This is a genomic window from Streptococcus infantis, assembly GCF_047464715.1.
GTDB lineage: Bacteria > Bacillota > Bacilli > Lactobacillales > Streptococcaceae > Streptococcus > Streptococcus infantis_S.
Map to the genome: position 1 here is coordinate 148,864 of NZ_JASHBJ010000001.1, position 17,585 is coordinate 166,448.

Sequence of the window (17,585 nt, forward strand, 5' to 3'; positions counted from 1 at the left end):
AGTAAAACTTCTACAAATTATTGAAAAAATTCTACTATTTTGATATATTAAAAGTATCAATATGTATATGCAAAAATAAGTAAGCGTCTAGAGGGAGGTTTATTTTTTGAGAAAAAATGTAATCGCTTACTAAAAGTTAGAAAGGAACCATAATGGATAAGAGATTTTTTGAAAAACGATGTCATTTTAGTATTCGTAAATTCGCCATTGGTGCGGCTTCAGTTATGATTGGAGCTAGTATATTTGGTCTTCAGGTAGCGCAAGCTGCAGAAACTGAAACATCCAGTCCAAACGAAGAAACGATTCATCAAGTTCAACCTTTAGATAAGCTACCAGATGATCTTGCTGCAGCCATTGCAAAAGCTGAGCAAAATGGCTCACAAGATTCCCCTACTGAAAAAGAAGAAAAGAATACGGATCAACCAGCAAAACCAGTAACTGAAGAAAAGGTGACTGATGCAACAAGTCCTAAGGAAGAAAAGGAAGCAGAAGTAGTTAGTCCTAAGGTAGATAAAACTGAAAACCCTGCTGCCAAAGTGGATGAAAAAGAGGCTGTAGTTTCAGAAGCAAGTTCTGAAAAGCCAGCAGTTCTAGAAGAACATACGGATACAACGAATCAGAATAAACCGGTAGCTGACTATAAGCCTAAGGAAGAAAAAACAGCTTCAACAGACTTACCTCAAGTTGCCAAAGAGAAAGAAAAAGAAGACCAACTGTTACAGGAAAGAAAACAAAATTTTAACAAAGACTGGTATTTTAAATTAAATTCTCAGGGTGATTTCTCTAAGAAAGACGTGGATGTTCATGACTGGTCTAAGTTGAACCTTCCTCATGACTGGAGTATCTATTTTGATTTTGATCACAAATCTCCTGCTCGAAACGAGGGTGGCCAATTAAACGGTGGTACTGCCTGGTATCGTAAAACCTTTACGGTTGATGAAGCTGCCAAGGACAAAGACGTTCGTATCAATTTTGATGGAGTTTACATGGACTCCAAGGTCTATGTAAATGGTCAATTTGTCGGTCATTATCCAAGTGGTTATAACCATTTTTCATATGATATTACTGAATTTTTAAATAAGGATGGCAGTGAGAATACCATTGCTGTCCAAGTTACCAATAAGCAGCCAAGTAGCCGTTGGTACTCAGGAAGTGGTATCTATCGCGATGTGACACTTAGCTATCGTGACAAGGTGCAAGTGGCTGAAAATGGAAATCATATTACAACTCCGAAATTAGCTGAACAAAAAGATGGCAATGTTGAAACACAAATCCAAAGCAAGATTAAAAACACTGCTAAGACTCTAGCCAAGGTATTTGTAGAGCAACAGATTTTTACCAAAGAAGGGAAGGCTGTTTCAGATTTGGTTCGTTCTGTAACCAAGAATCTAGCAGGAAATGAGACAGCTGACTTTAAGCAAACGATTTTGGTTAACAAACCAACTCTCTGGACAACAAAAAGCTACCATCCTCAGCTCTATGTTCTGAAAACAAAGGTTTATAATGACGGACAGCTGGTTGATGTGACAGAAGATACTTTTGGTTATCGTTATTTCAACTGGACAGCTAAAGAAGGATTCTCTCTGAACGGTGAGAGAATGAAATTCCATGGAGTTAGTATCCACCATGATAACGGTGCCTTGGGAGCTGAAGAAAATTATAAGGCAACCTATCGTAAATTGAAACTCTTGAAGGATATGGGAGTTAACGCTATCCGTACGACTCACAATCCAGCAAGTCCACAGTTGCTTGATGCTGCGGCAAGTCTAGGACTCTTGGTACAAGAAGAAGCCTTTGATACTTGGTATCGTGGTAAGAAAACTTATGACTATGGACGTTTCTTTGACCAAGATGCGACTCACCCAGAAGCCAAGAAGGGTGAAAAGTGGTCTGATTTTGACCTCAGAACCATGGTCGAACGAGATAAAAACAATCCTTCAATCGTTATGTGGTCACTCGGTAATGAAGTGGATGAAGCAGATGGTGGGGAACGTTCACTAGAAACAGCTAAGCGCTTGAAAGCTGTCATCAAAGCAATCGATACAGAGCGCTATGTGACCATGGGTGAAAATAAATTCAGTAATAGATCTACTGGAGAATTCTTGAAATTGGCAGCAATCATGGATGCTGTTGGTATGAACTATGGTGAACGTAATTATGATGCTGTTCGGAAGGCACATCCAGACTGGTTGATTTACGGTTCTGAAACTTCTTCAGCAACTCGAACACGCGATTCTTACTTTAATCCTGCCCAAAATCTTTATCATGATAATCGTCGAAATCGACATTATGAACAATCTGACTATGGTAATGACCGTGTAGCCTGGGGTAGAACGGCTACTGAATCTTGGACCTTCGACCGTGACCGTGCTGGCTATGCAGGTCAGTTTATCTGGACTGGTTTTGACTATATCGGTGAGCCTACACCATGGCATAACCAAGACAACACACCCGTGAAAAGCTCTTACTTTGGTATCATTGATACAGCAGGTTTACCTAAGAATGATTTCTATCTCTACCGTAGTGAATGGTATAGTGCCAAAGAAAAACCAACTGTTCGTATCATGCCTCACTGGAATTGGACAGAAGAAACGCTCAAGGAACGCAATATGCTCATCAATGGCAAGGTTCCAGTTCGGACCTTCTCAAATGCCGCTAGCGTAGAATTACTTCTGAACAACAAATCTCTTGGCAAGAAAGAATTTGTTAAGAAAACAACTGAAGATGGGCGCCCTTATCACGAGGGAGCAAAACCAAGTGAATTGTATCTTGAATGGTTGGTTGACTATAAACCAGGTACTTTAACGGCTATTGCTCGTGATGAAAATGGCAAAGAAATCGCGCGTGATAGTGTGACAACCGCTGGAGAGCCAGCTAGAGTTCGACTCACCAAGGAAGAACATGTCATCACTGCAGATGGAAAAGATTTATCATATATCCATTATGAAATCGTTGATGAAGATGGCAATGTCGTCCCAACTGCCAATAATCTTGTTCATTTCAATCTTCATGGGCAAGGACAAATCGTTGGTGTGGATAACGGAGAACAAGCTAGCCGTGAACGCTACAAAGCTCAGAAAGATGGCACATGGCAAAGAAAAGCCTTCAATGGTAAAGGGGTTGTCATTGTTAAATCCACTGAAAAAGAAGGTAAATTTACCCTTTATGCCGATTCTGCAGGTTTAGCTTCTGATCAAGCGACAGTTACAACTGTTTCCGGTAAAAAAGAAAACCGTCACTTTGTTGCTTTTGCCCCTGTTAAGGCAAGAACTGATGTCAGCGAAAATCCTAAACTACCAGATACAGTGACAGCTATTTATAGCGATGGTAGTGTCGAAGAAAAAGCCGTGACTTGGGATATCCCAGATGATCTTCTTACGAGTGCTGGTGAGAAAAAAGTTCTTGGTAATGTTGAAGGACTCGAAGCTAAGGCTGAAGCTCTTGTCAAGGTAGTTGCGCTCGATAAGTGGTTGCCTAAGATAGCAACAGTTCCTGTTGGTACAGCTGTGGAAGATTTGGACAAGACTGTTACAGCTGTTTTGTCAGATGGGAACTTAGTTGATGCAGATGTCGTTTCTTGGACCTTGAAAGATCCTTCTGCCTTGACAAAAGAAGGTGGACGTACGGAAGCAACTGGTAAATTGGTTGGTAACGACTATGAGGTGACAGCTACCTTTATTGCAAGTGATAAAGAAACAGAAAGTACTGTTACAGGTCTCACGGTTGGCGATAAGACGCTTGAAAACTTTGAGCCTGGAAAGACCTACTACCGAGTATCCCTTCCTTATACTGCTAAAATCCCAAGTGTTGGAGCACAGACAAGTGGCTATCAGGTAACAGTTCAACAAGCTTCAGCAGCTAATGATTATCAGGCCTCTGTATTCTTGAGTGACCAGAAGGGCGATTTAGTTCAAACTTACTTGATTCAATTCGTTAAGGAAGCTCCTGCCTTGACACGCTTAGAAGTAAGCGTTGAAGGAAAAGAAACGGCAACAGAAGATCAAGTCCTTCCTTATCATGTGATTGGACATTACGAAGATGGTTCACAGACTGAATTTTCAGCATCAGATATCCATTTGGAAGCCAAATCAGCGGATGGTGGTCATCTAGAGGTAAATGGTCAGAACTTGCTTCTTTACACGAAAGGTCATGTAACCCTCACTCCTCGTATTGATAATCAAACAGAAAAAACACAATCTGTAGCAACAGAGCTTGTTATCAAAGAAAATAAAGAAGACAAGAAAATTATCAAGCTTCATCCAGTGACGATCTCTACAGATATTAATCAGCAACCGAATTTGCCTGATCAAATCGGAGCAGAATTTGACAAAGGTTTGCCTCGTAAGGTAACTGTAACTTGGGACAAGGTAGATGAACATGAATTGGCTAGCTATCATAGCTTTACCTTAAAAGGTCATGTAGAAGGTACAGATATTGAAGCCACTGCAAATGTGACTGTTGAAGGTTTGCAGGTTGCCGAAGAAATCAGCCTCACTCTTCCTAAAGGTGAAACGGTTCAATTGCCAGCTAACGTTCGTGCCTACCATTCTAATGGAACAACAGTCTATAAAGATGTCGTTTGGGACAAGGTGCCAGCTAACTTTAGTCAAACTGAAGGCATCTTTGAAATCAAGGGTCAATTAGTCGGTAGTCGCTTGACTACCAAGGCTCATGTTCGTGTTTCCAGTCAGGTTATTGCAGGAAATAACATCTCGAAACAATGGACAGGTTCCCAATTGCCAGCGGCTATCGTGTCCAATACTGGTGGAGATGATTCGGCGAATACCCTGAACGATTTGACCGTTTCAAGAGCCAATACAGATGTCAAAAATAGATGGACTACATGGCAAACAAATACAGATAATGATTGGGCTTCTATCTTGTTTGGTAACTCAGGTGATTTGACAAAACGATTTGTCGATAATCTATCAGTTGATTTCTATACAGATGGTGCAATCGGACTTCCAAAAGAATATGTCATTGAATACTACGTTGGTCAAGAAATTCCAGATCTGCCAACAGATGTCAATCATGCTCAAGGAGATAGCAAGCATCCATTTAACAACGCTGCCAACTGGAAAGAAGTTGAACATCTCAAAGCTCCAGGACAATTATCCGCAAGCCAAACCAACCACTTTACATTTGATAAGGTTGAGACCTATGCTGTTCGTATTCGCATGAAGAAGGCAGATGGAACGGCTGGTGTCGGTTTGACCGAAATCACCATCTTAGGAAATAAGGTTCCAGCGGCTTCAAGTTCAGAGATTTCTATTACAGTAGACGGTCAGAAATTGGAACATTTCAATCCATCTAAGACAGACTACCATATTCCGCAAACTAGCAAAGAAATTACTGCAACAGCTAGCGACAATGGTGTGGTAACGATTGTTCCTGCTACAAGTCCAACAGGAGCAACACGTCTCATTTTGAAGGCAGAAGACGGAACCATCTTGAAAGAGTACCGCATCTTCCGTGATGGTGAAAAAGAATCTACACGACCAGTTGTTGCTGAAAATGGTGCCATGACCTTAAGTGTTGGTGATCAGCTTCAATTACCTACAGAAGTGACAGTTTACTATCCGTCAGAAACAGATTGGAAAACAGATAAACTAGCCGTAGAATGGGATGCAGTCCCTGAACATGCGACAGACCAAGAAGGCACCTTTGAAGTCCTTGGTCATATCCTAGGAACAGACTTGACAACTAAGATGCAAGTAACCGTTCTGGCAAGAGGAAATCAAGTCATCTCTGAGAATGCAAGCAATAATGCGACAGATTCTAAAGCTTTTGCCTCTACTACAAACGATACCGATGCCGCTTCTAATGATAAAATCTTCTATATCAACGATGGTCGATTTAATGAAGATGGTCGTTGGACCAACTGGTCTCGTACTCCAAAAGATCAAGAAGTGTCCGTCGGAGTTCTCTTTAAGAAGAATGGTCAGATTACATCTCAATCTGTTGGAAAAGTAGCAATCCAATTCTTCAAAGACAGTGGAACAGATGCACCAGCGACAATGGTACTGGAAAGATACGTTGGACCAACTTATTCTGAACCAAGCACTATTTCACGTTATGAGGAAAATGCGGATCATCCGTTTAACAAGGCAGAAAATTGGCAAGAAATTCCTTATAAGGCATCTGGAGCAATCGTGGCTGGTAAACCAATCGAATTTACCTTTGATCCGATTCAGACATCTGCTATTCGCGCACGTATGACTCGCAAATCAACAACTAATGGTCTCGCAATGGTCGAGTTTAGTGCCTATTCTCCAGCTAAAGTAAGTGATTCAGAAACACCAGCAGTGACGATTTCAGTTGCTGGAAAAGCATTGGAAAACTTTGACCCTGCTGTTTCAGAATATCGATTAACCGCTAATGGAGTGAAACCACGAGTGACAGCCCAAACAAGTGGTCATGGTGTAGCAACTGTCATTGAGTCAAATCAAGACAATCTTCCAACACTTGTTCGACTCCTTGCTAAAGATGGTAGTCTTGTGAAAGAATATCGCCTTCACTTTGAGGCTGGTTCAGAAGCTAGTCATGCAGTGGATGATCAAGCTCTTGTCCTAGACCGTCCAAGTCTAGAAGTTGAGAAAACTGTCATTCCATTCAAGGAAATTATTCGTGAGAATAGTGACTTAGCAAAAGATGAACGTCGTGTCGTCTCAGAAGGTCAAAATGGGGAAAAGGTAGACTTCATTGAAGTTTTAGGAACAAATCGTAAGGTTGTCCACACTGAAACAAGAGATGCAAAAGATCAAATTGTTGAAGTGGGAGTGAAAGCAGTTGTTACTAGTAGCAAGGGCGATGAACCAGCTCCAGTTCTTGAAGTCCCAGAGTACACGGACCCTATTGGAACTGTAGGTGAGGAGCCGGCACCAGTAGTAGAAGTTCCAGAATATAGTGATTCTATCGGTACCGCAGGCGATCAAGTAGCCCCAATTGTTGAAGTTCCAGAGTTCAAGGGCGGAGCTAATTGGGTCGAAGCTGCTACAAATGAAGTTCCAGAGTTCAAAGGCGGAGCTAATTGGGTTGAAGCTGCTACAAATGAAGTGCCTGAATTCAAGGGTGGAGTCAATGCTGTGCAAGCAGATAAGAACGAGCTTCCAGAATACACAGGAAGTCTAGGAACCGCAGGAGACCAAGAGGCTCCAACAATTGACAAACCAGTTGCAGATGTTCGAGCTTTATCTGATAAACCTTCAGAAACTCTAGCTCCTGCTGAGCAAACTCAGGGTTCACAAGCTCTTGGAAATGCTTCAGAAAAATCAGATTCAGCAAGACTTCCAGAAACTGGGGAAAGTCAATCAGATACAGCTATTTTCTTAGCAGGTCTCAGTCTAGCCTTATCAGCAGCATTCCTAAATGGGAAGCGTAAGGAAGAAGAATGATTCATAACTTATCATTCTTAAAAGGCTGATCGTTATAAAAGAAGAGGCTGGGACAAAAGTCCTAGCCTCTCAATTGTCTTTGGATTGTCGAACAAGACGCAGTGGTTGAGTGGGCTCTACTACGCTGATTTTATCAGCTTTTACAGCCCTACTCAACTGTGCGGAGGTAGGACGACGAAATCGCATTCTAACGAATTACCGATTTCTGTCCCACTCTCTTTATTAATTGGGCATTGAGGTGTATAATGAAGGTATGAGAAAGCATGAAGGAGTAGTGTATGAAAGACATTGATCAAACTCTACTGAAAAAAGTTATCATCGATCGTCCTCGTTCTAGTCATAAGGGAGACTATGGTCGTCTTCTCTTGATTGGAGGAACGTATCCTTATGGGGGAGCCATTATTATGGCTGCCTTAGGAGCGGTTAGAAGTGGTGCAGGTTTAGTGACAGTAGCTACAGATAAAGAGAATATTCCAGCGCTACATAGCCATCTGCCTGAGGCTATGGCTTTTGCTCTTGACGATAAGCAATTACTTGAGAAACAGTTAGAGAAAGCGAGTGTTGTCTTGGTCGGACCTGGACTAGTGGATGATGATCGTGGAGAAGAGCTTTTCCAAACAGTTTTTCATCATTTAGACCAAGACCAGATCCTCATAATGGATGGTGGTGCCCTATCTATTTTAGCGAAGTATGAAATGAAATTTCCTAAAGTCCACCTTGTTTTAACGCCACACCAAAGGGAATGGCAAGTCTTGTCAGGTTTAGATTTGACTTCCCAAGGAGCTGAGGAAACAGGAGAAGCTTTGAAGAGTTTTCCTTCAGGGACGATTCTAGTTCAAAAAGGTCCTGCGACTCGAATCTGGCAAGCAGCTCAAGCTGATTTTTATCAGTTAGAGGTTGGAGGTCCCTATCAGGCGACTGGGGGCATAGGGGATACTCTGGCTGGGATGATTGCTGGCTTTGCTGGACAATTCTCACAAGTTAGTCTCTATGAAAGAGTGACGGTAGCGACATATCTGCATTCAGCAATTGCCCAAGAACTAGCTGAGGATAACTTTGTAGTTCTGCCAACCACGATTAGTCAACATATTCCTGCATTCATGAAGAAAATACAAAAAGACACCTGAATTTTTCAGGTGTCTTTTGATGATTAGAAGAGGCCTTTGACCTTATCTACAAGACCGTCAAGCCCTTCTGAGCCTGAAACCAATGCTTGCGCTTGGCTAAGGTAGCCCCCTAGTTGATCCTTGTTTTCTTCAACAAATGTTTTTGCTACAGAAAAATCTTTTTTCTCAACGAGTTCTTTTACTTGATTAAACAAATCCAATGGGTTCATGAATTTCCTCCTTTTCTACCATTTTATTCAATCATTTTTGTTCAAATCTTGCAAGAAACTTGACTCTTCAAATAAAGTTCAGGGGTGTCAAATGATGTAAATTTTGATATAATTTTTAGTGATGAATTTTAGAAATGATCGGTACGTGGTTGTAGATTTAGAAGCAACAAGTACCGGAAGCAAGGCAAAAATCATCCAAGTGGGAATTGTAGTTATTGAAGATGGTGAGATTGTTGAGCAATATGCCACTGATGTCAATCCGCATGAACACTTGGATTCTCATATCAAAGAATTAACGGGTTTGACTGATAAGCGTTTAGCAAAGGCACCAGAGTTTTCCCAGGTAGCTGGAAAGATTTTTGAGTTGGTCAAAGACGGTATTTTTGTTGCGCACAATGTTCAGTTCGATGCCAATTTGTTGGCAGAATTCCTATTTTTTGAAGGTTATGAATTGCGCACGCCTCGTATCGATACAGTGGAGTTGGCTCAAGTATTTTATCCTCAGCTTGAGAAGTATAATCTTGGTATTCTTTGCCAAGAGTTGGGGATTCCACTTGAGCAAGCTCATACAGCCCTATCTGACGCCCAAGCAACTGCAGAACTCTTTCTTTGTATGAGACAAAAGATGTTTCAACTTCCAAAAGGTTTGTTGGAACGCTTATTGAGTTTGTCAGATAGCCTATTGTACGAATCTTATATGGTCATCGAGGAAGTTTATCAGAAACAGTCTCTCTTAGTTGAACATGACTTGGTCGAGGTGCAAGGTCTATTTTTGAGAAAAGAAAAATCAGCCCTTTCTCCACGAAAACTATCTAAAGATTTCCAAACCAATATTGCCTTGTTGGGGTTGGAGGAGAGAAACTTGCAGGAGCGCTTCGCCCAAAAAGTTCAAGAGTGCTTGCAAGGGGAAACAATTTCTTTTATTCAGGCTCAAACGGGAATCGGAAAAACCTACGGCTATCTCCTGCCAGCCTTGTCACTTGAACATGAAGAGGGCATCCTTCTCATCGTTCCGACTAAAATCCTTCAAAATCAGGTAATGCAAGAAGATGCTAAAAGACTAGAAGAGATTTTCCACATTTCTACTCATAGTCTCAAAGGTCCTCAGAATTACCTGAAGTTGGATGCTTTTCATGCAACACTAGAGGAAGAAGAGTCCAATCGTCTGTATACGCGTTTCAAGATGCAACTCCTAGTTTGGCTGACTGAGACTGATACTGGAGACTTAGATGAAATTGGTCAGCTTTATCGCTATCAGCAATTTTTACCAAACTTGGTTCATGATGGAAATCTTCACAAAGATTCTCTCTTTTGGTTAGAGGATTTTTGGAGACGTGGTCAGGATAAGGCTCGTTCTTGCAAGTTGCTTGTGACCAATCATGCTTACCTCCTTACTCGACTTGAAGATGATCCTAGTCTCTTAAAGGGACGTCTCTTGATTTTAGATGAAGCCCAGAAAATCTTGTTGACATTGGAAAATCTTTCTCGAAAATCTTATTTGCTAACGGATTTGCTAGAACAATTAGACCAAGCTCTATCTACAGAAGAAGTCATGCTTGAAAGACGCTTGCTAGAGAGTATTCGTTTTGAGCTTTCTTATCTGCTGGAGCAGTTTCTATCTGGCAAACGGAAGATGTGTCCAGCTAGTAGCATTGACAAGCTCCGACAAGATTTTTCTGAGTTGAATTTACCAGAATTTAAAGACTATAAGAGATTTTTCTCGTCTGAAGGAGAATTTTGGTTATCAGTTTCAGAACTCTCTAGTAAAAAAATCGAGATTACTTCTAGTCGCGATCAACGTTTGCTATTTTCTCAGATATTTCCAGAATCCTGCCAGCTTCTCGGAATCTCTGCAACCCTAGAAATTAGTAGCAGAGTTTCTTTGCCAGAATTGTTAGGATTCCCGCAAGCAACCTTTTATTCTCTAGACGAACAGTTTCAAGAAAATCAGGAAATTCTATTAGTAAATGATTTTCCATTGGTGACAGAAATTTCATCTGAGGAATATGCACAAGCAATTGTAGAGGTTCTAGAAGATTTGTCCTACCTTGAAGAACCGATTTTAGTCTTATTTACTGCAAAAGATTTATTGTTGCAGGTATCTGATACTTTGAGAATTCCCCATTTAGCCCAATATAAGCATGGGGAACCAGCTCAATTGAAAAAACGTTTTGAAAGAGGCGAGCGTGAGCTTTTGCTTGGGGCGGGAAGTTTTTGGGAAGGTGTCGATTTTTCAAGACATCCGCGGGTTATTGAAGTGGTGACTCGTTTACCTTTCCAAAATCCAGAAGATCCTTTTACTAAAAAGATGAACCAAGAACTCCGTCTTGAAGGGAAAAATCCTTTTTACGATTATCAGCTTCCTATGGCTATTATTCGCCTCAAGCAAGCGGTTGGAAGAACCATGCGTCGATTGGGGCAACGCTCTGCAGTTCTGATTCTAGATAGCCGCATGGCAAGTAAACGTTATGGTAAGCAAATCAGCAAGGCTTTGGCTCGAAGCAATCGTGTTAGAGTCATTAGCCGAGAGCAAATTTATATCAATGTTCAAGAATCTTTAAATAAATAATGAAATGAATACCTGAAAGAATGAAGGAGGCCTTTTATGAAACGTTCTCTCGACTCTAGGGTCGATTATAGTTTAATATTACCAGTATTTTGTTTGTTGGTGATTGGAGTCGTAGCTATTTATATAGCAGTTAGTCATGACTACCCAAACAATGTTTGGCCCATACTTGGACAACAACTGGCTTGGATATCGCTAGGGATTGTTTTTAGTTTCATAGTCATGTTTTTTAACACAAAGTTTCTCTGGCAGTCTACACCTTATTTATATGGACTCGGTCTAGCCTTGATGGTCTTGCCTTTGGTCTTCTACAACCCGAGTTTAGTAGCTGCAACTGGTGCGAAAAACTGGGTATCAATCGGTGGTTATACACTCTTTCAACCCTCCGAATTCATGAAGATATCCTATATTTTGATGTTGGCATACGTTATCGTAACCTTTACCAAGAAACATAAAGACAAAGAACGAACTATTGGCTTAGATTTTCTATTGATTTTGTGGATGATTGTTTTCACGATTCCAGTTCTAGTGTTACTAGCCTTGCAAAGTGACCTTGGAACAGCAATGGTTTTTGTTGCAATCTTTGCAGGTCTTGTCCTGCTGTCAGGTGTTTCTTGGAAGATTATCATTCCAGTCTTTGTAACAGTTGTATCAGCCATTACAGGATTTTTAGCCATCTTCATTACAAAAGATGGACGTGCCTTTCTGCACCAAATTGGAATGCCGACATATCAGATTAACCGTATCCTTGCTTGGCTCAATCCCTTTGATTATGCCCAAACGACAACCTATCAACAGGCGCAGGGTCAAATTGCAATTGGTAGCGGTGGAATTTTTGGTCAAGGCTTTAATGTGTCTAATCTCCTTATTCCAGTCCGCGAGAGTGATATGATTTTCACAGTAATTGCGGAAGATTTTGGATTTATTGGTTCAGTTGTTGTGGTTGCACTCTATCTACTGCTTATCTATCGCATGTTAAAAATCACCTTAAAATCCAATAATCAATTTTATACCTACATCTCAACTGGATTTATCATGATGCTCTTGTTCCATATCTTTGAAAATATTGGTGCGGTTACTGGTCTTCTGCCTCTGACAGGGATTCCTTTGCCCTTTATTTCCCAAGGGGGATCCGCTATTATCAGTAATCTAATTGGTGTCGGTTTGCTTTTATCGATGAGCTACCAAACCCATTTGGCTGATGAAAAGAGTGGTCGAACAAGATTCAAACGTAAAAAAGTTGTACTGAAGAAAGTGAAATAAGGAGGTCGCTATGCCTAAAGTTGCAGTTATCCTAGCAAATGGCTTTGAAGAAATTGAAGCCTTGACTGTCGTAGACGTCTTACGTCGTGCAAATATCACCTGTCATATGGTTGGATTTGATGAAAAAGTGACAGGTTCACATGCTATTCAAGTTCAAGCTGATCAGGTATTTAACGGTGATTTATCTGATTATGACATGATTGTCCTTCCAGGAGGTATGCCTGGTTCTGCCCACTTGCGGGACAATGAGTCTCTAATCTCTGAACTCCAAAAATGTAATCAAGGTGGGAAAAAGTTAGCAGCCATTTGTGCAGCACCAATTGCTTTAAATCGGGCAGGTCTACTTGAAGGAAAAAACTTCACCTGCTACGACGGTGTTCAAGAACAAATTGCTAACGGTCACTACCAGAAAGAAACAGTCGTTGTAGATGGCAATATCATTACGAGCCGTGGTCCAGCAACAGCTTTGGCTTTTGCCTATCACTTAGTTGATACGCTTGGCGGAGATGCGAAATCTCTGAGAAATGGGATGCTCTATACAGACGTATTTGAAAAATGATAAAGAAACTGAGAAGGATCTTTCTTACTTGAGAAGATTCTTCTCTTTTTTTAAGGTCAAAATCAAGCTAAACATCGCTTTTTTCATAAAAAAATGCTATAATGAAGGGTATGAAATATCACGATTACATCTGGGATTTAGGTGGTACTCTGCTTGATAATTATGAGACTTCTACAGCAGCTTTTGTAGAAACTTTAGCAGAGTTTGGAATTGAGCAGGAGCACGACAGTGTCTACGAAGCTTTAAAGGTTTCGACTGCCTTTGCCATCGAAAAGTATGCTCCAGGTATTGAAAGCTTTCTTGAGAAATATAAGGAAAATGAAGCCCGTGAGCTTGAACACCCAGTATTGTTTGATGGGATTCCTGCTCTCTTGGAAAAGATTTCAGACCAAGGTGGCCGTAACTTCTTGGTTTCTCATCGAAACGATCAGGTATTGGAGATTCTAGCGAAAACTGAGATAGCTCCCTACTTTACAGAAGTAGTGACAGCTAGTTCAGGATTTAAACGCAAACCAGATCCTGAATCGATGATTTATTTACGTGATAAGTATCATATTACATCAGGATTGGTCATTGGTGACCGTGCTATTGATGTAGAGGCAGGACATGCTGCAGGCTTAGATGCCTATCTTTTTGAGAACGTTGTGTCCTTAAAACAAGCAATAGACATGTAAGAAAAAGGGGAAAAATGACAGAAGATATTAAAAACCAACAGGCACAAGATTATGATGCCAGTCAAATTCAAGTTTTGGAAGGTCTGGAAGCTGTTCGTATGCGTCCAGGGATGTACATCGGTTCAACTTCGAAAGAGGGTCTTCACCACCTAGTCTGGGAAATCGTAGATAACTCTATCGACGAAGCCTTGGCTGGATTCGCTAGTCATATCGAAGTTTTTATTGAGCCAGATGATTCAATTACAGTTATCGATGATGGTCGTGGGATTCCAGTTGATATCCAGGAAAAAACAGGTCGTCCTGCAGTTGAAACAGTCTTTACAGTTCTTCACGCCGGAGGTAAATTCGGCGGTGGCGGATACAAGGTATCAGGTGGACTCCATGGTGTAGGGTCATCCGTTGTAAATGCTCTTTCTACTCAGTTGGATGTTCGTGTTCATAAAAATGGAAAGATTCACTACCAAGAGTACCGTCGTGGACATGTTGTTGCAGACCTTGAGGTGATCGGGGATACAGATAAAACAGGAACAATTGTTCACTTTACTCCAGACCCAGAAATTTTTACTGAGACAACGACATTTGATTTTGACAAATTAAATAAACGGATTCAAGAGTTAGCTTTCTTGAATCGAGGTCTTCAAATCTCTATCACTGACAAACGTGAAGGACTTGAGCAGACCAAGCATTATCACTACGAAGGCGGGATTGCGAGCTACGTTGAGTACATCAACGAAAACAAGGATGTTATCTTTGATACACCAATCTACACAGATGGTGAAATGGATGATATTACAGTGGAAGTTGCCATGCAGTACACAACTGGTTACCATGAAAATGTCATGAGTTTCGCTAACAATATTCATACCCATGAGGGTGGAACACATGAGCAAGGTTTCCGTACAGCCCTAACTCGTGTTATTAATGACTATGCTCGTAAAAACAAACTTCTAAAAGATAACGAAGATAACTTAACAGGTGAGGATGTCCGTGAAGGATTGACAGCCGTTATCTCTGTGAAGCATCCAAACCCTCAATTTGAAGGACAAACTAAGACCAAACTTGGAAATAGTGAAGTTGTGAAGATTACCAATCGCCTCTTCAGTGATGCATTTTCTGACTTCCTTTTGGAAAATCCACAGATTGCTAAGCGCATCGTTGAAAAAGGAATCTTGGCTGCCAAAGCGCGTGTTGCTGCCAAGCGTGCGCGTGAAGTTACACGTAAGAAATCTGGTTTAGAAATTTCAAATCTTCCAGGAAAATTAGCGGACTGTTCATCAAACAATCCAGCTGAAACTGAACTTTTTATCGTCGAAGGAGACTCTGCAGGAGGTTCTGCAAAATCAGGTCGTAATCGTGAGTTCCAAGCCATCTTACCAATTCGTGGTAAAATCCTTAACGTTGAAAAAGCGAGCATGGATAAGATTTTAGCTAATGAGGAGATTCGCAGTCTCTTCACAGCTATGGGAACAGGATTTGGCGCTGAGTTTGATGTCAGCAAAGCTCGCTATCAAAAACTTGTTATCATGACAGATGCCGATGTCGATGGAGCCCATATTCGTACTCTTTTGTTAACTCTGATTTATCGTTATATGAAACCCGTTCTAGAGGCAGGTTATGTTTATATCGCTCAGCCACCAATTTACGGTGTTAAAGTCGGTAGTGAGATTAAAGAATATATTCAACCTGGCGCAGACCAAGAAACTCGCCTACAAGAAGCTTTGGCTCGCTACAGCGAAGGTCGTTCAAAACCAACCATTCAACGTTATAAAGGTCTTGGAGAAATGGATGACCACCAACTTTGGGAAACTACTATGAATCCTGAACATCGCCTTATGGCCCGTGTATCAGTAGATGACGCTGCAGAAGCAGATAAGATTTTTGATATGCTCATGGGTGATCGAGTAGAACCACGTCGAGAATTTATCGAAGAAAACGCTGTTTACAGTACTCTTGACGTATAAAAAAATTGGGAAATAGTTCCCAAGGTTTGAAAAATATGATATAATCATTACAATTGTGTCATGTATAAAAGGAGTTTGATATGTCAAATAATCAGTTGATTATTACTTTGATTGGAATTGCAGTCCTGCTTCTTATTGCTTTTGCAGTAGCAATTTTGCTACGTAAACGAAATGAGAGTAGACTTGCAGCTTTAGAAGAAAAAAAAGAAGAACTATATAACCTTCCTGTTAATGATGAGGTAGAGGTTGTTAAAAATATGCATCTGATTGGTCAAAGTCAGGTTGCTTTTAGAGAATGGAACCAAAAATGGGTAGATTTGTCTCTGAACTCTTTTGCAGATATCGAGAATAACCTCTTTGAAGCTGAAGGATACAATAACTCATTCCGTTTCTTGAAAGCTAAGCACCAGATTGATCAAATTGAGAGTCAAATCCAACTTGTTGAAGAGGATATTGCAGCAATTCGTAATGCCTTGTCTGAGTTGGAAAAACAAGAATCAAAAAATAGTGGACGCGTTCTGCATGCCCTAGATTTATTTGAGAAACTACAAAATACTGTAGCTGAAGATTCTGAAAAATATGGTCAAGCTCTTCCAGAAATTGAAAAACAATTGGAGAACATTCAATCTGAGTTTTCTCAGTTTGTAACCTTGAATTCATCAGGGGATCCGGTTGAAGCAGCAGGCATTTTAGATAACGCTGAAAATCATATTTTAGCGTTGACACATATTGTTGAAAGAATCCCAGCAATTGTTGCCAAGCTTACTACTGAATTGCCAGAACAACTTGAAGATTTAGAAGCAGGTTACCGTAAGCTTTTGGATGAGAACTACCATTTTGTAGAAACAGATATCGAATCTCGTCTTCAACTTCTCTATGAAGCCTTGAAGAATAATCATGAAAATATCCGCACATTAGAGTTGGATAATGCAGAGTATGAAAACACTCAAATCCAAGAAGAAATCAATGCACTTTATGATATTTTCACTCGTGAAATTGCAGCACATAAAGCTTTTGAGAAATTGGTAGCTACTCTTCCTACGTATCTTAACCACTTGAAAGAAAATAATCAGGTCTTGGTTAAAGATATTGAACGTCTTGGGAAAACCTACTTGATTTCTGAAAGTGATGTAAATCGAGTTCGTCGTCTTCAAGCTGATATTTCAGCTTTGAATGCTACAATCGAAGAGTTAACAAATGACCAAACAGAAGTTTCAGAAGCATATTCTGTCTTACAAGAACGTCTGGAAAATCTTCAATCTACCTTAAAAGATATTGAAGATGATCAAATCGGTGTTAGCGAACGTCTCGTTCAAATTGAAAAAGATGACATCAATGCTCGACAAAAAGCAAATGTATATGTCAACCGTCTTCATACGATTAAACGTTACATGGAGAAGAGAAACCTTCCAGGAATTCCACAAAAATTCTTGAAGCTCTTCTTTGATGCAAGCCACAGTACAGAAGACTTGATGGCTGAGCTGGAACAAGCGCAAGTGAATATCGAATCTGTCAATCGTATCCTTGAGATTGCGACAAATGATATGAATATGTTAGAAGAAGAAACATACAGTATCGTTCAAAATGCAACATTGACAGAACAATTGCTTCAATATTCAAACCGTTACAGATCATTTGATGATCGTATTCAACAAGCTTTCCAAGAAGCTTTGAATATCTTTGAAACAACATTCGATTACCAAGCATCTTTCGAAAAAATCTCTCAAGCATTAGAAGTTGCTGAGCCTGGTGTTACAAATCGCTTTGTTACTTCATATGAAAAAACAAGAGAAAGTATTCGTTTCTAATTGATAAAAGAATCCTAGATTTTT

The 17,585-nt window shown here is 40.4% G+C and carries 9 protein-coding genes; 8 read left to right on the forward strand and 1 reads right to left on the reverse strand.

Annotation, left to right across the window (positions count from 1 at the left end):
• Nucleotides 1–152 precede the first annotated feature (152 nt).
• Both QM419_RS00805 and QM419_RS00810 read left to right on the forward strand, forming a co-directional pair.
• Nucleotides 153–7,394, forward strand: a complete 7,242-nt coding sequence (locus QM419_RS00805) for an SIALI-17 repeat-containing surface protein (protein WP_414277571.1) — start codon at nucleotides 153–155, stop codon at nucleotides 7,392–7,394.
• A 278-nt stretch (nucleotides 7,395–7,672) separates the two neighbouring features.
• Nucleotides 7,673–8,521 (forward strand): NAD(P)H-hydrate dehydratase, encoded by an 849-nt coding sequence (locus QM419_RS00810; protein WP_414277572.1) that lies wholly within the window; start codon nucleotides 7,673–7,675, stop codon nucleotides 8,519–8,521.
• Between the two features lie 23 nt (nucleotides 8,522–8,544).
• Here the strand turns inward: QM419_RS00810 and QM419_RS00815 are convergent, their stop codons facing one another.
• Nucleotides 8,545–8,730, reverse strand: a complete 186-nt coding sequence (locus QM419_RS00815; protein ID WP_414277573.1) for a hypothetical protein — start codon at nucleotides 8,728–8,730, stop codon at nucleotides 8,545–8,547.
• A 121-nt stretch (nucleotides 8,731–8,851) separates the two neighbouring features.
• On the opposite strand from QM419_RS00815, the gene QM419_RS00820 reads away from it, so the two are divergent.
• From QM419_RS00820 to ezrA, 6 genes are all read left to right on the forward strand, one after another.
• Nucleotides 8,852–11,299: a bifunctional DnaQ family exonuclease/ATP-dependent helicase gene (locus QM419_RS00820; RefSeq protein WP_414277574.1), complete on the forward strand. Its 2,448-nt coding sequence runs from the start codon at nucleotides 8,852–8,854 to the stop codon at nucleotides 11,297–11,299.
• A gap of 36 nt (nucleotides 11,300–11,335) precedes the next feature.
• Nucleotides 11,336–12,559 carry an FtsW/RodA/SpoVE family cell cycle protein gene (locus tag QM419_RS00825; RefSeq protein WP_414277575.1) on the forward strand — a complete coding sequence of 408 codons (1,224 nt, stop codon included), beginning with the start codon at nucleotides 11,336–11,338 and terminating at the stop codon, nucleotides 12,557–12,559.
• A 10-nt stretch (nucleotides 12,560–12,569) separates the two neighbouring features.
• Nucleotides 12,570–13,118, forward strand: coding sequence for a DJ-1 family glyoxalase III (locus QM419_RS00830; RefSeq protein ID WP_414277576.1), 549 nt, complete (start codon nucleotides 12,570–12,572; stop codon nucleotides 13,116–13,118).
• Nucleotides 13,119–13,228: 110 nt separating this feature from the next.
• The gene (locus QM419_RS00835; RefSeq protein WP_303943756.1) at nucleotides 13,229–13,792 is read left to right on the forward strand and encodes an HAD family hydrolase; all 564 of its coding nucleotides are present in this window, start codon (nucleotides 13,229–13,231) and stop codon (nucleotides 13,790–13,792) included.
• A gap of 14 nt (nucleotides 13,793–13,806) precedes the next feature.
• The gene (gene gyrB, locus QM419_RS00840; RefSeq protein ID WP_414258875.1) at nucleotides 13,807–15,753 is read left to right on the forward strand and encodes a DNA topoisomerase (ATP-hydrolyzing) subunit B; all 1,947 of its coding nucleotides are present in this window, start codon (nucleotides 13,807–13,809) and stop codon (nucleotides 15,751–15,753) included.
• Nucleotides 15,754–15,833: 80 nt separating this feature from the next.
• Entirely contained in the window at nucleotides 15,834–17,561 is a 1,728-nt protein-coding gene (ezrA, locus tag QM419_RS00845) for a septation ring formation regulator EzrA (RefSeq protein ID WP_414277577.1), read from the forward strand.
• Nucleotides 17,562–17,585 lie beyond the last annotated feature (24 nt).

Coding starts and splice junctions, on each gene's coding strand:
- QM419_RS00830 (WP_414277576.1), top strand. CDS start 12,570: ATGCCTAAAGTTGCAGTTATCCTAGCAAATGGCTTTGAAGAAATTGAA.
- ezrA (WP_414277577.1), top strand. CDS start 15,834: ATGTCAAATAATCAGTTGATTATTACTTTGATTGGAATTGCAGTCCTG.
- QM419_RS00805 (WP_414277571.1), top strand. CDS start 153: ATGGATAAGAGATTTTTTGAAAAACGATGTCATTTTAGTATTCGTAAA.
- QM419_RS00825 (WP_414277575.1), top strand. CDS start 11,336: ATGAAACGTTCTCTCGACTCTAGGGTCGATTATAGTTTAATATTACCA.
- QM419_RS00810 (WP_414277572.1), top strand. CDS start 7,673: ATGAAAGACATTGATCAAACTCTACTGAAAAAAGTTATCATCGATCGT.
- QM419_RS00820 (WP_414277574.1), top strand. CDS start 8,852: ATGAATTTTAGAAATGATCGGTACGTGGTTGTAGATTTAGAAGCAACA.
- QM419_RS00835 (WP_303943756.1), top strand. CDS start 13,229: ATGAAATATCACGATTACATCTGGGATTTAGGTGGTACTCTGCTTGAT.
- gyrB (WP_414258875.1), top strand. CDS start 13,807: ATGACAGAAGATATTAAAAACCAACAGGCACAAGATTATGATGCCAGT.
- QM419_RS00815 (WP_414277573.1), bottom strand. CDS start 8,730: ATGAACCCATTGGATTTGTTTAATCAAGTAAAAGAACTCGTTGAGAAA.